This window comes from Streptomyces sp. NPDC006384 (assembly GCF_042870695.1).
In the GTDB taxonomy this organism is placed as follows: domain Bacteria; phylum Actinomycetota; class Actinomycetes; order Streptomycetales; family Streptomycetaceae; genus Streptomyces.
Map to the genome: position 1 here is coordinate 133,095 of NZ_JBIAHR010000008.1, position 14,499 is coordinate 147,593.

Annotated in this window: 14 protein-coding genes, 1 tRNA gene and 1 pseudogene; 3 read left to right on the plus strand and 13 right to left on the minus strand. The window is 73.4% G+C overall.

Features of this window, described 5'->3' with window-relative positions; all coding sequences use genetic code 11:
- Positions 1 to 7 precede the first annotated feature (7 nt).
- A complete protein-coding gene (locus ACFYOJ_RS12955) occupies positions 8 to 421 on the plus strand; it encodes a globin (protein ID WP_356554799.1) in 414 nt (137 codons plus the stop codon).
- Positions 422 to 502: 81 nt separating this feature from the next.
- Here ACFYOJ_RS12955 and ACFYOJ_RS12960 read toward each other — a convergent pair whose 3' ends face one another.
- From ACFYOJ_RS12960 to ACFYOJ_RS12990, 7 genes are all read right to left on the minus strand, one after another.
- Positions 503 to 1,201 (minus strand): hypothetical protein, encoded by a 699-nt coding sequence (locus ACFYOJ_RS12960; RefSeq protein WP_356554801.1) that lies wholly within the window; start codon positions 1,199 to 1,201, stop codon positions 503 to 505.
- Positions 1,198 to 1,632, minus strand: a complete 435-nt coding sequence (locus tag ACFYOJ_RS12965; protein WP_356554802.1) for a thioesterase family protein — start codon at positions 1,630 to 1,632, stop codon at positions 1,198 to 1,200. Before ACFYOJ_RS12965 ends, ACFYOJ_RS12960 begins: the two co-directional genes overlap by 4 nt.
- A 6-nt stretch (positions 1,633 to 1,638) precedes the next feature.
- Positions 1,639 to 3,303, minus strand: a complete 1,665-nt coding sequence (gene ettA / locus ACFYOJ_RS12970) for an energy-dependent translational throttle protein EttA (RefSeq protein WP_356554804.1) — start codon at positions 3,301 to 3,303, stop codon at positions 1,639 to 1,641.
- A gap of 262 nt (positions 3,304 to 3,565) precedes the next feature.
- Positions 3,566 to 4,984 carry a TQXA domain-containing protein gene (locus tag ACFYOJ_RS12975; protein ID WP_356554805.1) on the minus strand — a complete coding sequence of 473 codons (1,419 nt, stop codon included), beginning with the start codon at positions 4,982 to 4,984 and terminating at the stop codon, positions 3,566 to 3,568.
- 282 nt (positions 4,985 to 5,266) lie between these two features.
- Positions 5,267 to 5,734, minus strand: a complete 468-nt coding sequence (locus tag ACFYOJ_RS12980; RefSeq protein WP_356554807.1) for a single-stranded DNA-binding protein — start codon at positions 5,732 to 5,734, stop codon at positions 5,267 to 5,269.
- 209 nt (positions 5,735 to 5,943) lie between these two features.
- Entirely contained in the window at positions 5,944 to 8,079 is a 2,136-nt protein-coding gene (locus tag ACFYOJ_RS12985) for a YfjP family GTPase (protein ID WP_356554809.1), read from the minus strand.
- Positions 8,080 to 8,082: 3 nt separating this feature from the next.
- A complete protein-coding gene (locus ACFYOJ_RS12990; RefSeq protein ID WP_356554811.1) occupies positions 8,083 to 9,690 on the minus strand; it encodes a dynamin family protein in 1,608 nt (535 codons plus the stop codon).
- A 321-nt stretch (positions 9,691 to 10,011) separates the two neighbouring features.
- On the opposite strand from ACFYOJ_RS12990, the gene ACFYOJ_RS12995 reads away from it, so the two are divergent.
- A tRNA-Arg gene (locus ACFYOJ_RS12995) sits at positions 10,012 to 10,084 on the plus strand.
- Between the two features lie 150 nt (positions 10,085 to 10,234).
- Here the strand turns inward: ACFYOJ_RS12995 and ACFYOJ_RS13000 are convergent.
- Positions 10,235 to 10,579 (minus strand): annotated as a pseudogene (locus ACFYOJ_RS13000) (DUF2087 domain-containing protein); the annotation flags it as partial.
- 232 nt (positions 10,580 to 10,811) lie between these two features.
- On the opposite strand from ACFYOJ_RS13000, the gene ACFYOJ_RS13005 reads away from it, so the two are divergent.
- Positions 10,812 to 11,099 carry a chaplin gene (locus ACFYOJ_RS13005; RefSeq protein ID WP_356554813.1) on the plus strand — a complete coding sequence of 96 codons (288 nt, stop codon included), beginning with the start codon at positions 10,812 to 10,814 and terminating at the stop codon, positions 11,097 to 11,099.
- Between the two features lie 105 nt (positions 11,100 to 11,204).
- On the opposite strand, the gene ACFYOJ_RS13010 is transcribed toward ACFYOJ_RS13005, so the two are convergent.
- The 5 genes from ACFYOJ_RS13010 to chpG all read right to left on the minus strand — a co-directional run bounded on the left by ACFYOJ_RS13010 (position 11,205) and on the right by chpG (position 14,435).
- On the minus strand, positions 11,205 to 12,071 hold the full coding sequence (locus ACFYOJ_RS13010; RefSeq protein ID WP_356554815.1) for a tyrosinase family protein: 867 nt from the start codon (positions 12,069 to 12,071) through the stop codon (positions 11,205 to 11,207).
- The gene (locus ACFYOJ_RS13015) at positions 12,055 to 12,600 is read right to left on the minus strand and encodes a tyrosinase cofactor (protein ID WP_356554817.1); all 546 of its coding nucleotides are present in this window, start codon (positions 12,598 to 12,600) and stop codon (positions 12,055 to 12,057) included. The genes ACFYOJ_RS13010 and ACFYOJ_RS13015 overlap by 17 nt, the downstream gene beginning before the upstream one ends.
- Before the next feature lie 124 nt (positions 12,601 to 12,724).
- The gene (locus tag ACFYOJ_RS13020) at positions 12,725 to 13,006 is read right to left on the minus strand and encodes a hypothetical protein (RefSeq protein WP_356554819.1); all 282 of its coding nucleotides are present in this window, start codon (positions 13,004 to 13,006) and stop codon (positions 12,725 to 12,727) included.
- A gap of 202 nt (positions 13,007 to 13,208) precedes the next feature.
- Complete coding sequence (locus ACFYOJ_RS13025) at positions 13,209 to 13,922, minus strand: hypothetical protein (RefSeq protein ID WP_356554820.1); 714 nt, start codon at positions 13,920 to 13,922, stop codon at positions 13,209 to 13,211.
- Positions 13,923 to 14,195: 273 nt separating this feature from the next.
- Entirely contained in the window at positions 14,196 to 14,435 is a 240-nt protein-coding gene (gene chpG / locus ACFYOJ_RS13030) for a chaplin ChpG (RefSeq protein ID WP_356554822.1), read from the minus strand.
- Positions 14,436 to 14,499: the final 64 nt, after the last annotated feature.

Consider the following 14,499-nt stretch of genomic DNA (forward strand, 5'->3'; position numbering starts at 1 on the left):
TGAGACCATGGACGACGTGAATGAGATTCGGCGCGGCACGCTTCAGGAGCAGACGTTCTACGAGCAGGTCGGCGGGGAGGAGACCTTCCGCCGGCTCGTCCACCGTTTCTACGAGGGGGTCGCGCAGGATCCGCTGCTGCGGCCGATGTACCCCGAGGAGGACCTGGGCCCGGCCGAGGAGCGCTTCGCGCTCTTCCTGATGCAGTACTGGGGCGGCCCGACGACCTACAGCGAGCGGCGCGGCCATCCCCGCCTGCGGATGCGGCACGCCCCCTTCGCCGTGGACCGGGCGGCGCACGACGCGTGGCTGAAGCACATGCGGGTGGCGCTGGACGAGCTCGGGCTGTCCGAGGAGCACGAGCACACGCTGTGGAAGTACCTGACGTACGCGGCGGCCTCGATGGTCAACACCGAGGGCTGACCTCCCGCACCGCACCGCCCGGGTCCCGCCCGCGCCCCGTCGGCCGGGGCGCGGCGCCGGGAAGGTGCGCGGGTGCGGGCCTCAGCGCACGCTGAGGCCCAGCGCGCCGGTGCCCGCCCGGCGCAGGGCGACGGACCCGTACGGCGTGCGCAGCCGCAGCCACGCGCCGGAGGAGACCAGTGCGGGACCGTCCCCGGACGCGCCGGCGCCGGCGCCGGCGCCGGCGGGGCGCAGGAAACCCAGCGACTGGGCGGCGTGCACGGCCCGCACCGGAAGGCCGGTGTCGCCGACCGTCCGGGACCAGATGTCCCGCCCGATCCGGTCCAGCTCGGACCGGGTACGCCGCTCGGGGGCCAGCTCCCCGGTCCGGGACCGGAACTCGGCGACGGCCGCGGAGACCAGGGCGCGCAGGGCGTCCGGCGCGGGCAGACCCGGTTCGGGCCGCCAGCCGCCGCGCGGCGGCAGCACACCGGCCCACGGCGGACCGGTGACCGCGCCGGGCACGGCCGCGGTGGCCGCCCGTTCGTCCACCGACTCGAGCAGCTCACCGGCGGACACGGTCACGTCCAGCGTGGCGTCGAGCCCCTTCTCGTACGGCTTCGCCAGCCGCACCGCCCGCACCGCCAGCACCTCGAAGGAGGGCGGGCGTCCGAAGACGGCGAGCGCCGTACCGTGCGCCTGGAGGCGTACGGCGGCGCCGCGGTCGTAGTGGAGCAGGCGGGAGAGGAAGGCCGCGAGGTCGGCGGCCTCCCCCTCGTCGGCGAGATGGAGGACCGTCATGCGGCGACGGCCTCCTCCTCGTTCTCCGGGGACTTCGTGCTGGCGTCGTCCGTGTACTCCTGGAGGAACTCACGCTCCTCCGCGGTGATCCGGCGGGGCCGCTGCGTCTCGAAGTCGAACGGCACGATCACCGTGGACGCCCGGACGTAGATCCGGTCGCCGTCCTTCACCTCGTAGGCGATGGTGAAGGACGCCGCCCGTATCTCGGTGACCCACAGCTCGATGTCCACGGGCGCGTGCCGGTGGACGAGCTGCCGCTTGTAGTCGATCTCGTGGCGCGCCACCACCGACCCCTGCTTGAAGTCCTTGTCCGGACGGAACAGGAAGTCGATACGGGCCTCCTCCAGGTAGCGGAGGAAGACCACGTTGTTGACGTGGCCGTACGCGTCCATGTCCGCCCAGCGCAGCGGGCAGCGGTAGATGTGCCGCAAGGTCGATCAGCCCCGGGTCAGCTTCTTGTAGGTGGCACGGTGCGGACGCGCGGCGTCCGGGCCGAGCCGCTCCACCTTGTTCTTCTCGTACGACTCGAAGTTGCCCTCGAACCAGAACCACTTGGAGTCGCCCTCGTAGGCGAGGATGTGCGTGGCCACGCGGTCCAGGAACCACCGGTCGTGGGAGACGACCACGGCGCAGCCCGGGAACTCCAGCAGCGCGTTCTCCAGGCTGGAGAGGGTCTCGACGTCGAGGTCGTTGGTCGGCTCGTCGAGGAGCAGCAGGTTGCCGCCCTGCTTGAGGGTGAGCGCGAGGTTCAGCCGGTTGCGCTCACCGCCGGAGAGCACCCCGGCCGGCTTCTGCTGGTCCGGGCCCTTGAAGCCGAAGGCGGAGACGTACGCGCGGCTCGGCATCTCGACCTGGCCGACGTTGATGTAGTCCAGCTCGTCGGAGACGACGGCCCACAGCGTCTTCTTCGGGTCGATGTTCTCGCGGCTCTGGTCGACGTAGGAGATCTTGACGGTCTCGCCGACCTTGATGGAACCGGAGTCCGGCTCCTCGATGCCCTGGATCATCTTGAAGAGCGTCGTCTTGCCGGCACCGTTCGGGCCGATGACGCCGACGATGCCGTTGCGCGGCAGCGTGAAGCTCAGGTCGTCGATGAGGACCTTGTCGCCGAAGGCCTTGCTGAGGTTGTTGACCTCGACGACGACGTTGCCCAGGCGCGGGCCCGGCGGGATCTGGATCTCCTCGAAGTCCAGCTTCCGCATCTTGTCGGCCTCGGCGGCCATCTCCTCGTAGCGCGCCAGACGCGCCTTGGACTTGGCCTGCCGCCCCTTGGCGTTCGACCGCACCCACTCCAGCTCGTCCTTCAGACGCTTCTGCCGCTTGGCGTCCTTCTGGCCCTCGACCTTGAGGCGGGTGGCCTTGGTCTCGAGGTACTTGGAGTAGTTGCCCTCGTAGCCGTGCAGGCGGCCGCGGTCGACCTCGCAGATCCAGCCGGCGACGTTGTCCAGGAAGTACCGGTCGTGGGTCACGGCCACGACGGTGCCCTCGTACTTGGCGAGGTGCTGCTCCAGCCAGTTCACCGACTCGGCGTCGAGGTGGTTGGTGGGCTCGTCGAGGAGCAGCAGGTCGGGCGCCTCCAGCAGCAGCTTGCACAGCGCGACGCGGCGCTTCTCACCACCGGAGAGGTTCACCACGGGCCAGTCGCCGGGCGGGCAGCCCAGCGCGTCCATGGCCTGCTCCAGCTGGGCGTCCAGGTCCCAGGCGTTGGCGTGGTCCAGCTCCTCCTGGAGCTTGCCCATCTCCTCCAGCAGCGCGTCGGAGTAGTCGGTCGCCATCTGCTCGGCGATCTCGTTGAACCGGTCGAGCTTGCCCTTGACCTCGGCGACACCCTCCTGGACGTTCTCCAGGACGGTCTTCTCCTCGTTGAGCGGGGGCTCCTGCAGCAGGATGCCGACCGTGTATCCCGGGGACAGGAACGCGTCGCCGTTCGACGGCTGCTCCAGCCCCGCCATGATCTTCAGAACGGTCGACTTACCGGCGCCGTTCGGACCGACCACACCGATCTTCGCCCCAGGCAGGAAGCTCAGGGTGACGTCGTCGAGGATCACCTTGTCGCCGTGCGCTTTGCGCGCCTTGCGCATGGTGTAAATGAACTCAGCCAAGAGAAACCGTCCGGCAGCTTGATCAGGCAGTGGGCAGATACACCCCATCTTGCCTGACCGCCACCCCTGGGGGGAAACGCGTCCGGCACGGGGGCACCGAGCTGGGCTTTCGCCGGTGGCGGTTGCGGCTCACCCGCCACTGCCGCCCGTCACCGTCGGCCGGCCTCGGACACCCTCGCAGTCCCAGAGACGGCCCAGGGACGAGGGCACTGCGTTCCCCGGAGGCGGCCGGGTCCGCCCGCGGGGCGTCGGTTCCGGGCGATCAGCGTTCGCCGTGTTCGTTCCTCCCGCGGAGGTACAGCAGGACGGCGCCGCCGAGGACGACCAGGCCGATGGCCGTGCCGCCGATCAGGGGAGTCGCGTCGGAGCTGCCCGTCGCGGCGAGGTCGGTGTCAGGGGTGGGAGTGGGGTCGGCCACCGTGGTGGGGGCCGCTCCGGTCAGGGTGTGGACGGTGTCGTCGGCCGGGGTGCTCCGGGTGCGGCAGTCGAGGACGCCGGTGAAGCGCTGTTCGAAGCCGTCGGCGGAACGGGCGGTGAAGCCGTAGGGACGGTCCTCCGGCAACGGGAGGGTGACCGTCCGGGTCTCGCCCGCCGCGATCGTGTACTCGGCGTCCAGCAGCTCGAAGGTGAACGCCTTGTCACCCTTGTTGACCGCGGTGATGTCCAGGCCGCCCTCGGCACAGTTCTCCGCCGCGTACAGCGCGGGTATCGGCCCCTCGTCCGCCCAGGCCGCGCTCGCCGTGGCCGCGACCGTCGACTCGCTGGAGCCGGCCAGGACCTGGGTCTGGCTGCGGCTCTCGGAGACGAGGGCGCGGCCGACCGGCACGGTGGTCGAGGCCTGCACGGTCAGCCGGGCCGTGTCCCCGAGAGTGTCCGCCGGCACGTCGAAGAAGATCTGGGTGCCGTCGGTCACGGACGTGACGGTCCTGCCGTCCTTGTCGACGAACCGCACGCCGTTCGCGGCGGCGTCCGCCGGCGGTGTCACCGTCGCGCTGCGCGCGTTGGTGTGCACCGTCACCGGCCCGATCCGCTCCCCCGGACGCCCCGACACCGCGGGCCGGTCCAGGGTGAGCGACGGCGCGGGCTCGGGCAGGACGCGGGCCCGCTTCTCCAGGTAGTCGGCGAGCCGTTCGGCCTGGGGGTCGGCGGCCTCGACGGACATGTCGTCCGAGTAGCGCCAGATGGCCACCTGGGTCCCGGCCGCCGCGTCCTGTTCGGTCAGCCCGCCGCGCACCCCCGCCCTCTTGGCGAGCGCCGCCAGGTTGTTGACCTGGGGGTAGGAGTTCTGCAGGATCCAGCGGATGCGTCCCGCGTCCTTGTTGGTGCCCAGCGAGGTCCCGCTCCAGGGCGTCTCGTGGTACTTGGCGTCCTTCTGCGTGGGGTTCTGGATGTCGACGCCATAGGTCTGCAGGGTGCCACCGCCCTCGACGGACATCTCGAACAGCCCGGCCGGCAACTCCTGCTCGCCGTCGGCGCCGTGCACGACCGCGGTGCCGTAGGTCTTGAGGCCGCCTATGGTGGCCACCGCGCCGCCCTCGCCCTGCGTCGCCCCCCGTGCCGCGGCCGGAGCCGCACCGGCCGCGATACCGGCCGCGGAGAGCGCGGTCACCAGCGCCGTGGCGGCGAGCCGGCCCGCCGCTCCCCGGCCGGGCAGGGACAGGACAGAGTGCGAAGAAAACACAAATTCCCCTTCGAGCAGGACCCGTTGGTGTGGGGGCACGGTTCCCACCAGCAGAATCAGCAGCCCCGCAGGGCATGTTCGGCATCCTAAGGATGTGGCGCACCGGGCTCCCCGGCGATGCTGGTCCGAGTGATGATCCGACTCGGAATCGTTATCGCCGACACGCCTGTGAGCAGGGCTTATCGACAAATCCACGCGAGGGCGTACCGCGCGTCTTCACCGATAAGCCGCACTTCGGCCGGTTCCGCCGGGGGACTGACCGCCGGCCGCCGGCCACCGGCGTCATGCCATCGCGGCGGGTTCCCGGAGTGCTCCGGTGGCCGCGGCCGCCGGCTCGGCCGCCGGTGTCTCCCAGTCGGGCTCGGGGCGCGGCGGTGAGGCGGCCGTCTCGGCCCTGCCGGTACGCCGGAACGCGGCCGTCCCCCGTGAGAGGTCGTGGCCGACGGCCACCGCGTCGATGTCCGCCGAGGTCCAGTTCTGCCCTTCTCGCACGTCCGTGCGCACCTTCAGCCGGCCCTGGACGATGACGGGTTCACCCACCGCCAGGGAGCCCACCACATTGGTGGCGAGCTGCCGGTTGGCCCACACGGTGAAGAAGTTGGTGTGGCCGTCCGTCCACGTGTTCTTCTCCCGGTCCCAGTAGCGGGCGGTGACCGCCAGCCGGAACCGCGCCGACGGCCCGCTCGCCAGCTCCCGGAACACCGGCCGCGTCGCCACGTTGCCCACGGCACAGATCATGGTCTCGTTCATCGCGGGTCCCTCCCTTCCACGCGTACGGGCCCGGCCCGTACGGCTGCTGTGTCTGCATGCCGGCGACCACGTGCCCGTGATCGCGGTGAGGCCAGACTGCCTCCGTCCGGTCCGGGCCCGCCCAGGGCTGTGGACCACTCCCCGCCTGTGGAAAACCTCGCCGCCCGCGCGGGTGAACGACGTTTCCCCCAGCTCCGCCGCCGGAACGCCTACCGTGCCGTTGTCCCGGCCCCCGCTCCGGCTCCCGCCCCCACTCCGGTCCCCGCTCCCGCACCCGTCCCCACGCCCGTCCCCGCGACGCGCCCGTACTGCTCCCGTACCTCCCGGTACCGCAGCAGTTCCGCCGCCAGCGGATCCAGCACCCTGGCCCGGCCGCACCCCGCGGCCGCCTCCCGCAACCGGCGTTCCGCCTCGTACCCGTAGCGTCGTGCCGGTCCGCGTGCCGCCATGCGACAGCTCCACTCGATGACGGGGCCGCCGACGATGCCGCAGAGCATCAGCAGCACCGGCACGCCCAGGTTGGGGGAGACGACCCCGGCGATCTGGGCGAGCAGCCACAGCCCGCCCGCCACCTGCAGCAGCGTCATGGACGCCTGGGCCAGCACGGCCGCCGGCCACCACCCGGGGCGTGGCGGGCGGCCCGGCGGCGGGCCCTGCGTCACCGCCAGCTCGTCGAGCGCCTCGGGCAGCCCCCGGGCACCGCGCAGGGCCGCCTCCCGCATCGCCTGCGCCCAGGGTGCGGGCAGTCCGGCCGAGGCGCGGTCGGCCACCGTGCGCACCGCCTGCTCGACACGCTGGCGGGCCGTCACCTCCTCGTCCGCCTGCACGGGCACCGCGTGCCGGCCCGTGACGGGATCCCGCCGGTCGTGGTACCAGTGCCACAGCCGCAGCCAGGGCGTGCCGCAGGCGCGGTTGGCGTTGCGCAGCCAGGCGCGTTCGGCCGCGTCGCCCGCCGCGGTGGCGCCCACCGCGTCCGCGAGCCGGTCCGCGAACTCCTCCCGCGCCTCCTCGCTGAGGCCGGTCCGCCGCCCGGTCACGTACACGGGCCGCAGGCGCCGGGCGGCTGCGTCCACGTCCGCCGAGATACGGCGGGCCGGTGCCTGCCGTTCCGCGACGAACCGGCCCAGTTCCTCCCTCAGTTCGCCGATCCCCTCCCCGGTGAGCGCGGACAGGGCGAGCACGGTGGCGCCGGGTTCGTCGTACTCCCCCAGCGCGATGCCGTCCTCGTCGAGCAGGCGGCGCAGGTCGTCGAGGACCTGCTCGGCGGCCTCGCCGGGCAGCCGGTCGATCTGGTTGAGGACGACGAAGGTGACCTCGGCGTGGCCGGCCATCGGCCGCAGATAGCGCTCGTGGAGGACGGCGTCGGCGTACTTCTCGGGGTCGACGACCCAGATCACGGCGTCGACGAGGGCCAGGATGCGGTCGACCTGCTCACGGTGCTGCACGGCCGCCGAGTCGTGGTCGGGCAGGTCGATCAGGACCAGGCCGCGCAGCTGCGACTCGGCGTCGGGGTGCTGGATCGGGCGGCGGCGCAGTCGGCCGGGGATGCCGAGCCGGTCCAGCAGGCTGGCGGCCCCGTCGCTCCAGCTGCAGGCGATGGGCGCGGCGGTCGTCGGGCGGCGGACGCCCGTCTCGGAGATCGTCACCCCGGCGAGGGTGTTGAAGAGCTGGGACTTGCCGCTGCCGGTCGCGCCCGCGATGGCGACGACGGTGTGCTGCCCGGAGAGCCTGCGCCGGGCGGCGGCCTCGTCGAGGACGCGCCCCGCCTCGGCGAGGGTGTCGCCGTCCAGCCGGGCGCGGGAGAGCCCCACCAGTTCGCGCAGCGCGTCCAGGCGCGACCTGAGCCGGCCGTCGTAGGCGAGGGGCATCAGGGCCGCGGAACTCGCCGGTCTGCCGGGCACGGCGGTGAACTGCTCCGGCCCGCCGGTCTCCTCCACCCGCCGCGCGATGAGCCCGTCCCCCCAGGCCTTTCCCTCGTCCCGGCGCGCGCCCTCGGGCGACGAGCCGCCGGGCACGCCGCCCGCGCCCTTGCGCCGGTCGGCGGGCTCGGTGCCGTGCTCCGTACGGCCACGGCGTTCCGTACGGGCGTCGCGGTCCGCGCGTCCCGGGCCGCCCGGGTCCGTTCCCCGCGCATGCGTGCCGCGTGCACGCGGCTCCCCGGCGCCTCTCCCGCCGGCCTCCGTCTCCCCGGTGCCCGCCCCCAGCGCACTGTCCCCGGCCCCCCGTTCCCCGCGACGGCCGCCCCGGGCACCGCCGGTTCCGGCTCCCGCCGGGCGGTCCCTGCGATCGCTGTGATCACTGTGTTCGGTGTGCTCGGTGGGGTCCTGGTCAGTGACGGCGGTCACCGGTCACCTCTCCTTCTGCAGTACGGACAGCGCGGCGATGAGTTCGGCCTGCGGCTCGGGGTGGACCTCCAGCGCGTCGAGCGGTGCGAGCCGGCGTTCGCGCTCGGCGTGCAGGACGCGGTCCATGTGTGTGGTGAGCAGCCGCCCGCCCCGGTCGCGCAGCCGCAGCGCTCCGTGGGCGCCGATGCGTTCGGCGAGCCCCTCCCCGGCGTTGCGCGCCCGTTTGCCGCCGAGCAGCACGGTGGCGACGAGCGCGGCGACCGTCTCCGGGTCCGGCGCGATGCTGCGGTCCAGCCGGCGCACCTCTTCCTCGGCGTACTCCTCCAGCTCCCGCCGCCACCGTCGTAGGGCCATCCCGATGCGGTGCTCGGCGCTGTCGGGCGCCTGGTCGTGGCCGGCGAGTTCCGGGGCGCCCGCGGCGGGTTCGCCGCGCCAGGCCTCGTCGACGCGTTCGTCGGCGGCGGTGACGGCGCACAGCAGCAGGGCGCTCAGGCTCTCCACCAGAGAGTCGAGGAGTTCGCCGGGGGCGCAGTCGAGAGGGAAGGCCCGCCAGCGTTTCAGGGCGTCCCCGGCGAGTACGGCCCCGGCCTGCAGCCGGCCCCGCAGGCGCGCGTGCTCCGCGTCGTACGCCCCCTCGACGGCGGCGGTGAGCCGCAGCGCGGCGGAGTACTGGGCGGCGGCGGCACCGGCGAGTTCCGGCATCCGGGCCCTGAGGGAGTCCAGGACGCCGTAGGCCGTACGGGCCATGGCGTCGTGCCGGGCCGCGAGGTCCTCCGCGCGGTGGACGAGCCAGGAGCGCAACGGCGCCACGGCGGTGGCCGGCAGCAGCCCGCCGCCCCAGGCCGACTCGGGCAGCTCGGGCACCGTGAAACGGGGGACGTCGCCGAGTCCGGCCTTGGTGAGCAGCGCCGCGTACTGCCGCGACACCTCGGACACCACCTGGTGGGGCACCCGGTCGAGCACGGTGACCAGCGTCGCGTCGTACTCCTTGGCGGTGCGCAGGAGGTGCCACGGCACGGCGTCCGCGTACCGGGCGGCCGTGGTGACCATCACCCAGATGTCGGCGGCGCAGAGCAGTTCGGCCGCCAGGACGCGGTTGTCGGCGACGAGGGAGTCGATGTCGGGCGCGTCCAGGAGGGCGATGCCGGGAGGGAGGGTGTCCGCGGTCTCGACGCGCAGCACGCGCGCGGGGTTCTCGCCCGGCAGGAGCAGATCGTCGTCCGGTTCCCGGTGGGGCGCCCACACGCGCGTGAGGTCGGGCAGGACGCGCATGCCGCTGAACCAGTGGTGGTCCTCCGGATGGCAGACCAGCACCGGTGTGCGGGTCGTGGGCCGCAGCACGCCCGCCTCGCTGACCCGCCGTCCCACGAGCGAGTTGACCAGCGTGGACTTCCCCGCGCCGGTGGATCCGCCCACGACGGCCAGCAGTGGCGCTTCGGGCTCCCTCAGCCGGGGCACCAGGTAGTCGTCGAGCTGCGCGAGCAGTTCGTCGCGGTTGGCACGGGCGCGTGGGGCTCCCGCGAGGGGCAGCGGGAAGCGTGCGGCCGCGACACGGTCACGCAGGGCGGAGAGTGCGTCGAGCAGCTGAGGCCGTACGTCCAAGGTCACCACATGGGAAGAATGCCCAATTTTAGGGGAATTCTGAAGCATATGCGCATGTCTGCGCGCCGACCGGACACTGCGGACGGAAGGGACTAGTGGGACGCGGGCACAGCCCAGGCATAACGAGTGCACAACACCCGGGGCGCGAGACGCCAAAAGCGATGCACGATTCGTACCCGCCTGCGATTATCGGGACCGCTTCACCGAACCTCCACATCGAGCCACGGAGGCGAGGCGCCAGGGACATGGAGCCGGGAGCCCTATCCTTGTCCCCGGCGACGTCAGGGATCGACCCGCACGCGGGCACCATGACCGACACCACCACATCAGGCCCCCGTAGCTCAGTGGATAGAGCAGGCGCCTTCTAAGCGCTTGGCCGCAGGTTCGAGTCCTGCCGGGGGCGCTCCGACGCTGTCCGCGTCGTCCGCGGGCCGGCTGGGCCGTCCGGCGTACCGCGGGAATCCGCATCAGGCCGGGTCAGGCCGGGCGGAGGCCGTCCCCTGCCTCACGGGCTCGCCGGTACGGCGCCCGCACCGGCCCCGCTTCCGGAGAGTCAGGCGATGCCCTCCCGCGGGGGCTGCGCCGGGCGCCGGTACGTTCCGTCGCTCCGCTGCAGGTGGCCCAGGTCCACCAGATGGCGCCGGAGCGTCACATGGTCGACGGCGCCGTCCCCGCACCAGGCCCGCAGCTTCTGGTCGACGGTGCGCTCCGGGTACTCCGCACCGGGTGCGAAGGTCTGCTCGGCGATGTGCCGCAGCACCACCTTCTTGCGGGTCCAGCGGGCGGGGAGGCGGACCAGCCGCCCGTTCCTGACGAAGGTCCGCACGATCACACCGGCCCGGTCGTCCTCCGTCCCCGGGGTGACGGACCCCGGGGTGACGGACGGCTCGGGCCGGGCGGGTTCGGACCGGGCGGGCGGTTCGGGGCGTTCGGCAGGCATGCCGGGAGGCTAGTGGGTTCCCCGGCGTCGAAGGGAACGATTTTCGCCCGTCGGCGTCCCGCGCGCTCCCCCAGGATTCACAACGGGTGATCCACGTGTTCCTCCCGTGACCACCGCTCGGCCTGCCGCGTTGGACCGGCAGTGCGGCGGCGCGTCCTGCCTCCGTGCTCCCCGAGTGAAGGAGAACGTGATGTCTCGCATCGCGAAGGCCGCCGGTGTCGCTCTCGGCGCCGGCGCCGTGGTGTTCAGCGGTACCGGCCTGGCCATGGCGGACGCGGACGCGGAGGCCGCGGCCGTCGGTTCGCCCGGCGTCGTGTCCGGCAACGTCGTCCAGGCCCCGATCAACGTGCCGGTCAACGTCTGCGGCAACACCGTCAACCTCGTCGGCCTGCTGAACCCGGCGTTCGGCAACACCTGCGTCAACGACGGCGGCGACAAGCACGAGGGCAAGGACAAGCACGGCGGTTACGGCGGCTGACAGCGGCCGTACGCGTGCGAGGGGCCCCGGCTTCCCCGGCCGGGGCCCTCTCCTGTCGTACGGCGGTCGCTGTCCGTGCCCCGTGCGGTTCCGGCGGGGTGCCCGTCAGGCGTACCGGTAGATCGCGCTGTGGTCCTCCAGCTGGTCCGGCGTCACGTCCCACGGCGGCAGCTTCTCGTGCCGGGCGACGACCCGGCCGTGCTGGGCGCTGCCCCGGCCGGGCGGCTCGGCGGGCAGGTAGCGGGCGCCGCGGTGCCGGGCCTGCCAGCGGGACCACTGCAGGTCGACGAAGGCGTGGTGCAGCCAGAACACCGGGTCGTTGACGGAGGCGCCGCCGACCATGATCCCGCCGACCCAGCGGTGCACCCGGTTGTGGTTGCGCCACGAGGTTCTGCCGCGGCCGGTCCCCCACCCCTCCAGTTTGTTCCGGAAGCCCTTGCGGACCGTCGAGTCCCAGGGCGAGGCGTCGTACACCGGGTCGTCCAGCGCCCACTGGAGGTCGCTCTTCGTCGGCAGGCCGATGGGGTCGGCGGGGCGTCCCAGGTCCCGGGTGAGGAACGGGGTGTCGGTGACGTTCACCTTGATGGGCCAGTTGCCCTCCGCGTGGGCGAACGGCCCGGTCGTCACCCGGTGGTCGGAGCGCCGCCCGGTGCCGCCGAGCAGGTCGGCGGTCCAGGGCGTGGACGAGGTGCCGCGGTCCTTCGTCCAGTCCCAGTACGGCACCGTCACCGACGAGTCGACCCGGCGCAGGGCCCGCTCCAGGTCGAGCAGGAACCTGCGGTGCCAGGGCAGGAAGGACGGGGCCATGTGGGCGGTGCGCAGTCCGTCCTCGCCGTCGGAGACGTAGAACTCGATGTGGGTGCGCACGAACTCGTCGTACTCACCGCGTCGTTTGATCTCCAGCAGCGCGTTCACGAAGCGCCGCTTCTCCGTGCGGGTCAGCTTGCTGACGTCCTTACGCGTGTACGCCACGGTGTCCCCCCGGGTGTTCGTGGCCGTCGGCGGCCGGTGCGTCGCTCAGGCGCTCACCGGGGCCGAGTTCGTCGACGGCGCCGCGGGCGGCTTCCAGCGGGGTGGGGTACGACCGGTAGTGGTCGATCATGCTCAGCCAGCTGCCGTCGGCGCGGCGCATCAGGTGCAGCGGCCGGCCGTCCACGGTGACGTGCCAGGTCCCGGCGCCGACGGCACGCCCGCCGGCGGACCGGACGCCGCGGATGCGATGGCCCCGGTAGATCTCGTCGAACGCGGTGCTCTCGGCCGCGAGGGCGGGGTCCGGGCCCGGCAGGGGGGAGGGTGTGGGCCGCCGCGTCGCACCGGCCGGCCCCGTCGCGGCCTCCAGGGGCCGGGAGGCCGCGACCAGCGGGGCCACGCCCACGGCGAGGGCCGGGGCGAGCAGCCCCCGCATCAGCTGCCGCCGGGTGGCGTGCGCGGGCCCGCCTCTCGCCGTGGGCGTGGCCTCCCGCTCCCTGCCGTTCGGTACCGCGTCCGTGCTGACGACCATGGCTCGCTCCTCGTCGGGTGGGTCCGGTGATCCGTACCGCTAACCGGGCGGCGGGCCCCGTGGTCACCACCACAGGGCCACTCGGAGCACGGCCGCCGTCCGTCCGCCGTGGCGCCGGGGCGGGTCAGCCGCCCAGCGGGAGGCCGCCGAGCAGTCCGCCGTCGGAGTTGAGCTTCGTGGTGACGTCCTTCACCGTGTGCAGCGCGGAGTCCTGGTTCTCGGTGTCGAGCGCCTGCGACTGGTGCTTCAGCGGCATCACGTCGAGGGGGCCCTTGGCGAGGGAGCTGACGGCGCCGTCGAGGCTGGTGGGCGTGGGTCCGGCGGTGTCGTGGGCGAACGCGGGCACGGCGGCGCCGGCGGCGATCAGGGACCCGGCGACGACGGCGGCGGCCTTCAGCGACTTCATCGTGTTCCTTTCTTCGGCGACTGGTGTCACCGGACAAGTACTGACGCCGTGCCCAACGACCTCCGTCACGGGCGGAAACCCCGCGTGCGGAAGACATATGAGATCTCCGGGGCGGGGCGGGAGGGTCGTGCGCACCGGAACGGGAAAAGCCGCCGCGCCGCCCCTGAGGGGCGGCGCGGCGGCCGAGGTGCCGAAGCGGGCGTCAGGCGGGGTCCGCGGGCAGGGCCGCCGGGTCCGCGGCGGGCGGTCCGCCGCCGGCCAGGGTGGCGGTGACGACGTCGACGATGCCGTTCATCACGTCCTTCACGGCCGGGTTCACCTGTTCCGCGGTGCCGGACGTGGTGGCCTCGATCAGGGCGTCGATCCGCTTCTGCAGCGCGGCGTAGGCGTCGGCAGGCAGGCCGGCGGAGGCCGTGGTGCCGTCACCGGCCTGCGCCGCGGCGGGCGCGGGCAGCGTGACGGGCGCGGGCAGCGTGACGGGGGTGTCCGCGCCCGGCGCGGTCACGGCGGGCGGCTGTGCCGGGGTGCTCGTGCCGGGGGCGGTGGCGTCGGGTGCCGTCGTGCCCGGGGCGGCCGTACCCGGGGCTGCCGGGGTGTCCGTCGCCTCGGCCTCGGCGAGAGCGTCCTCGACGGCGGCGGCGAGCTTGTCCGCGTCCTCGGCGGGGAGCCGGCCGCCGTCCGCACCGAGCACGGCGGCGAGCAGATCGGTGACCGGCGTGAGCACTCCGCCCAGGCCCGCCAGGCCGCCCACCTGGTTCTGCAGTTCCTCCGCGCCGGGCAGGGGCGCCCGGGACGCGGCGGGGGTACGGTCCCGGGCCGCCCCGCCGTCGGCCGCCACGACCGCCGGCCCGGAGACGCCTATCAGGAGGCCGGCGCAGAGAACGGTGGTGGTGATTCGTCGTGCGGGCAGACGCATGGGGTTCCTTCCGGTGGTGCGTCGGATCTTGTGCCCACCGTGGAATCGCCCCTGGCGCTCTGCAACCGTTCGGCCACCCTCCGCACCCGCCCGCCCGTCGCGGCACTCGGCGTGTCCAGCCTGGTGGGGCGCCGTATCCAGGTCCGCCCGCCGCGTCGGCGCGGTCACCCCCATTCGGGGCAGCACGACCCCCGTCCGCGCGGCGACGCGAACCGGCCGCCCGCTCGCGGAGAAACCGCGGGGCGGACGGCCGGTACCGGGTCCGGGGCGACGTCAGTCGTTCACGCACTGGTTGCCGAACGCCGGGTTCAGCAGGCCGACGAGGTCGACGGTGTTGCCGCAGACGTTGACCGGGACGTGGACCGGCACCTGCAGCGCGTTGCCGGACAGGACGCCCGGGGAGTGGGCGGCGACGGCCTGTGCGCCGCTGTCGGCGGCGGCGACACCGGCGGTGCCCGCCACCGCGGCGGCGGCGACGGAGGTCAGGGCCAGGCCCTTCGCGATACGCGACATGGAGAGGTGCTCCTCGGAGTTGGCACGAAGCATCCGGACGACTGCCCGGCACGGTGTCAACAGG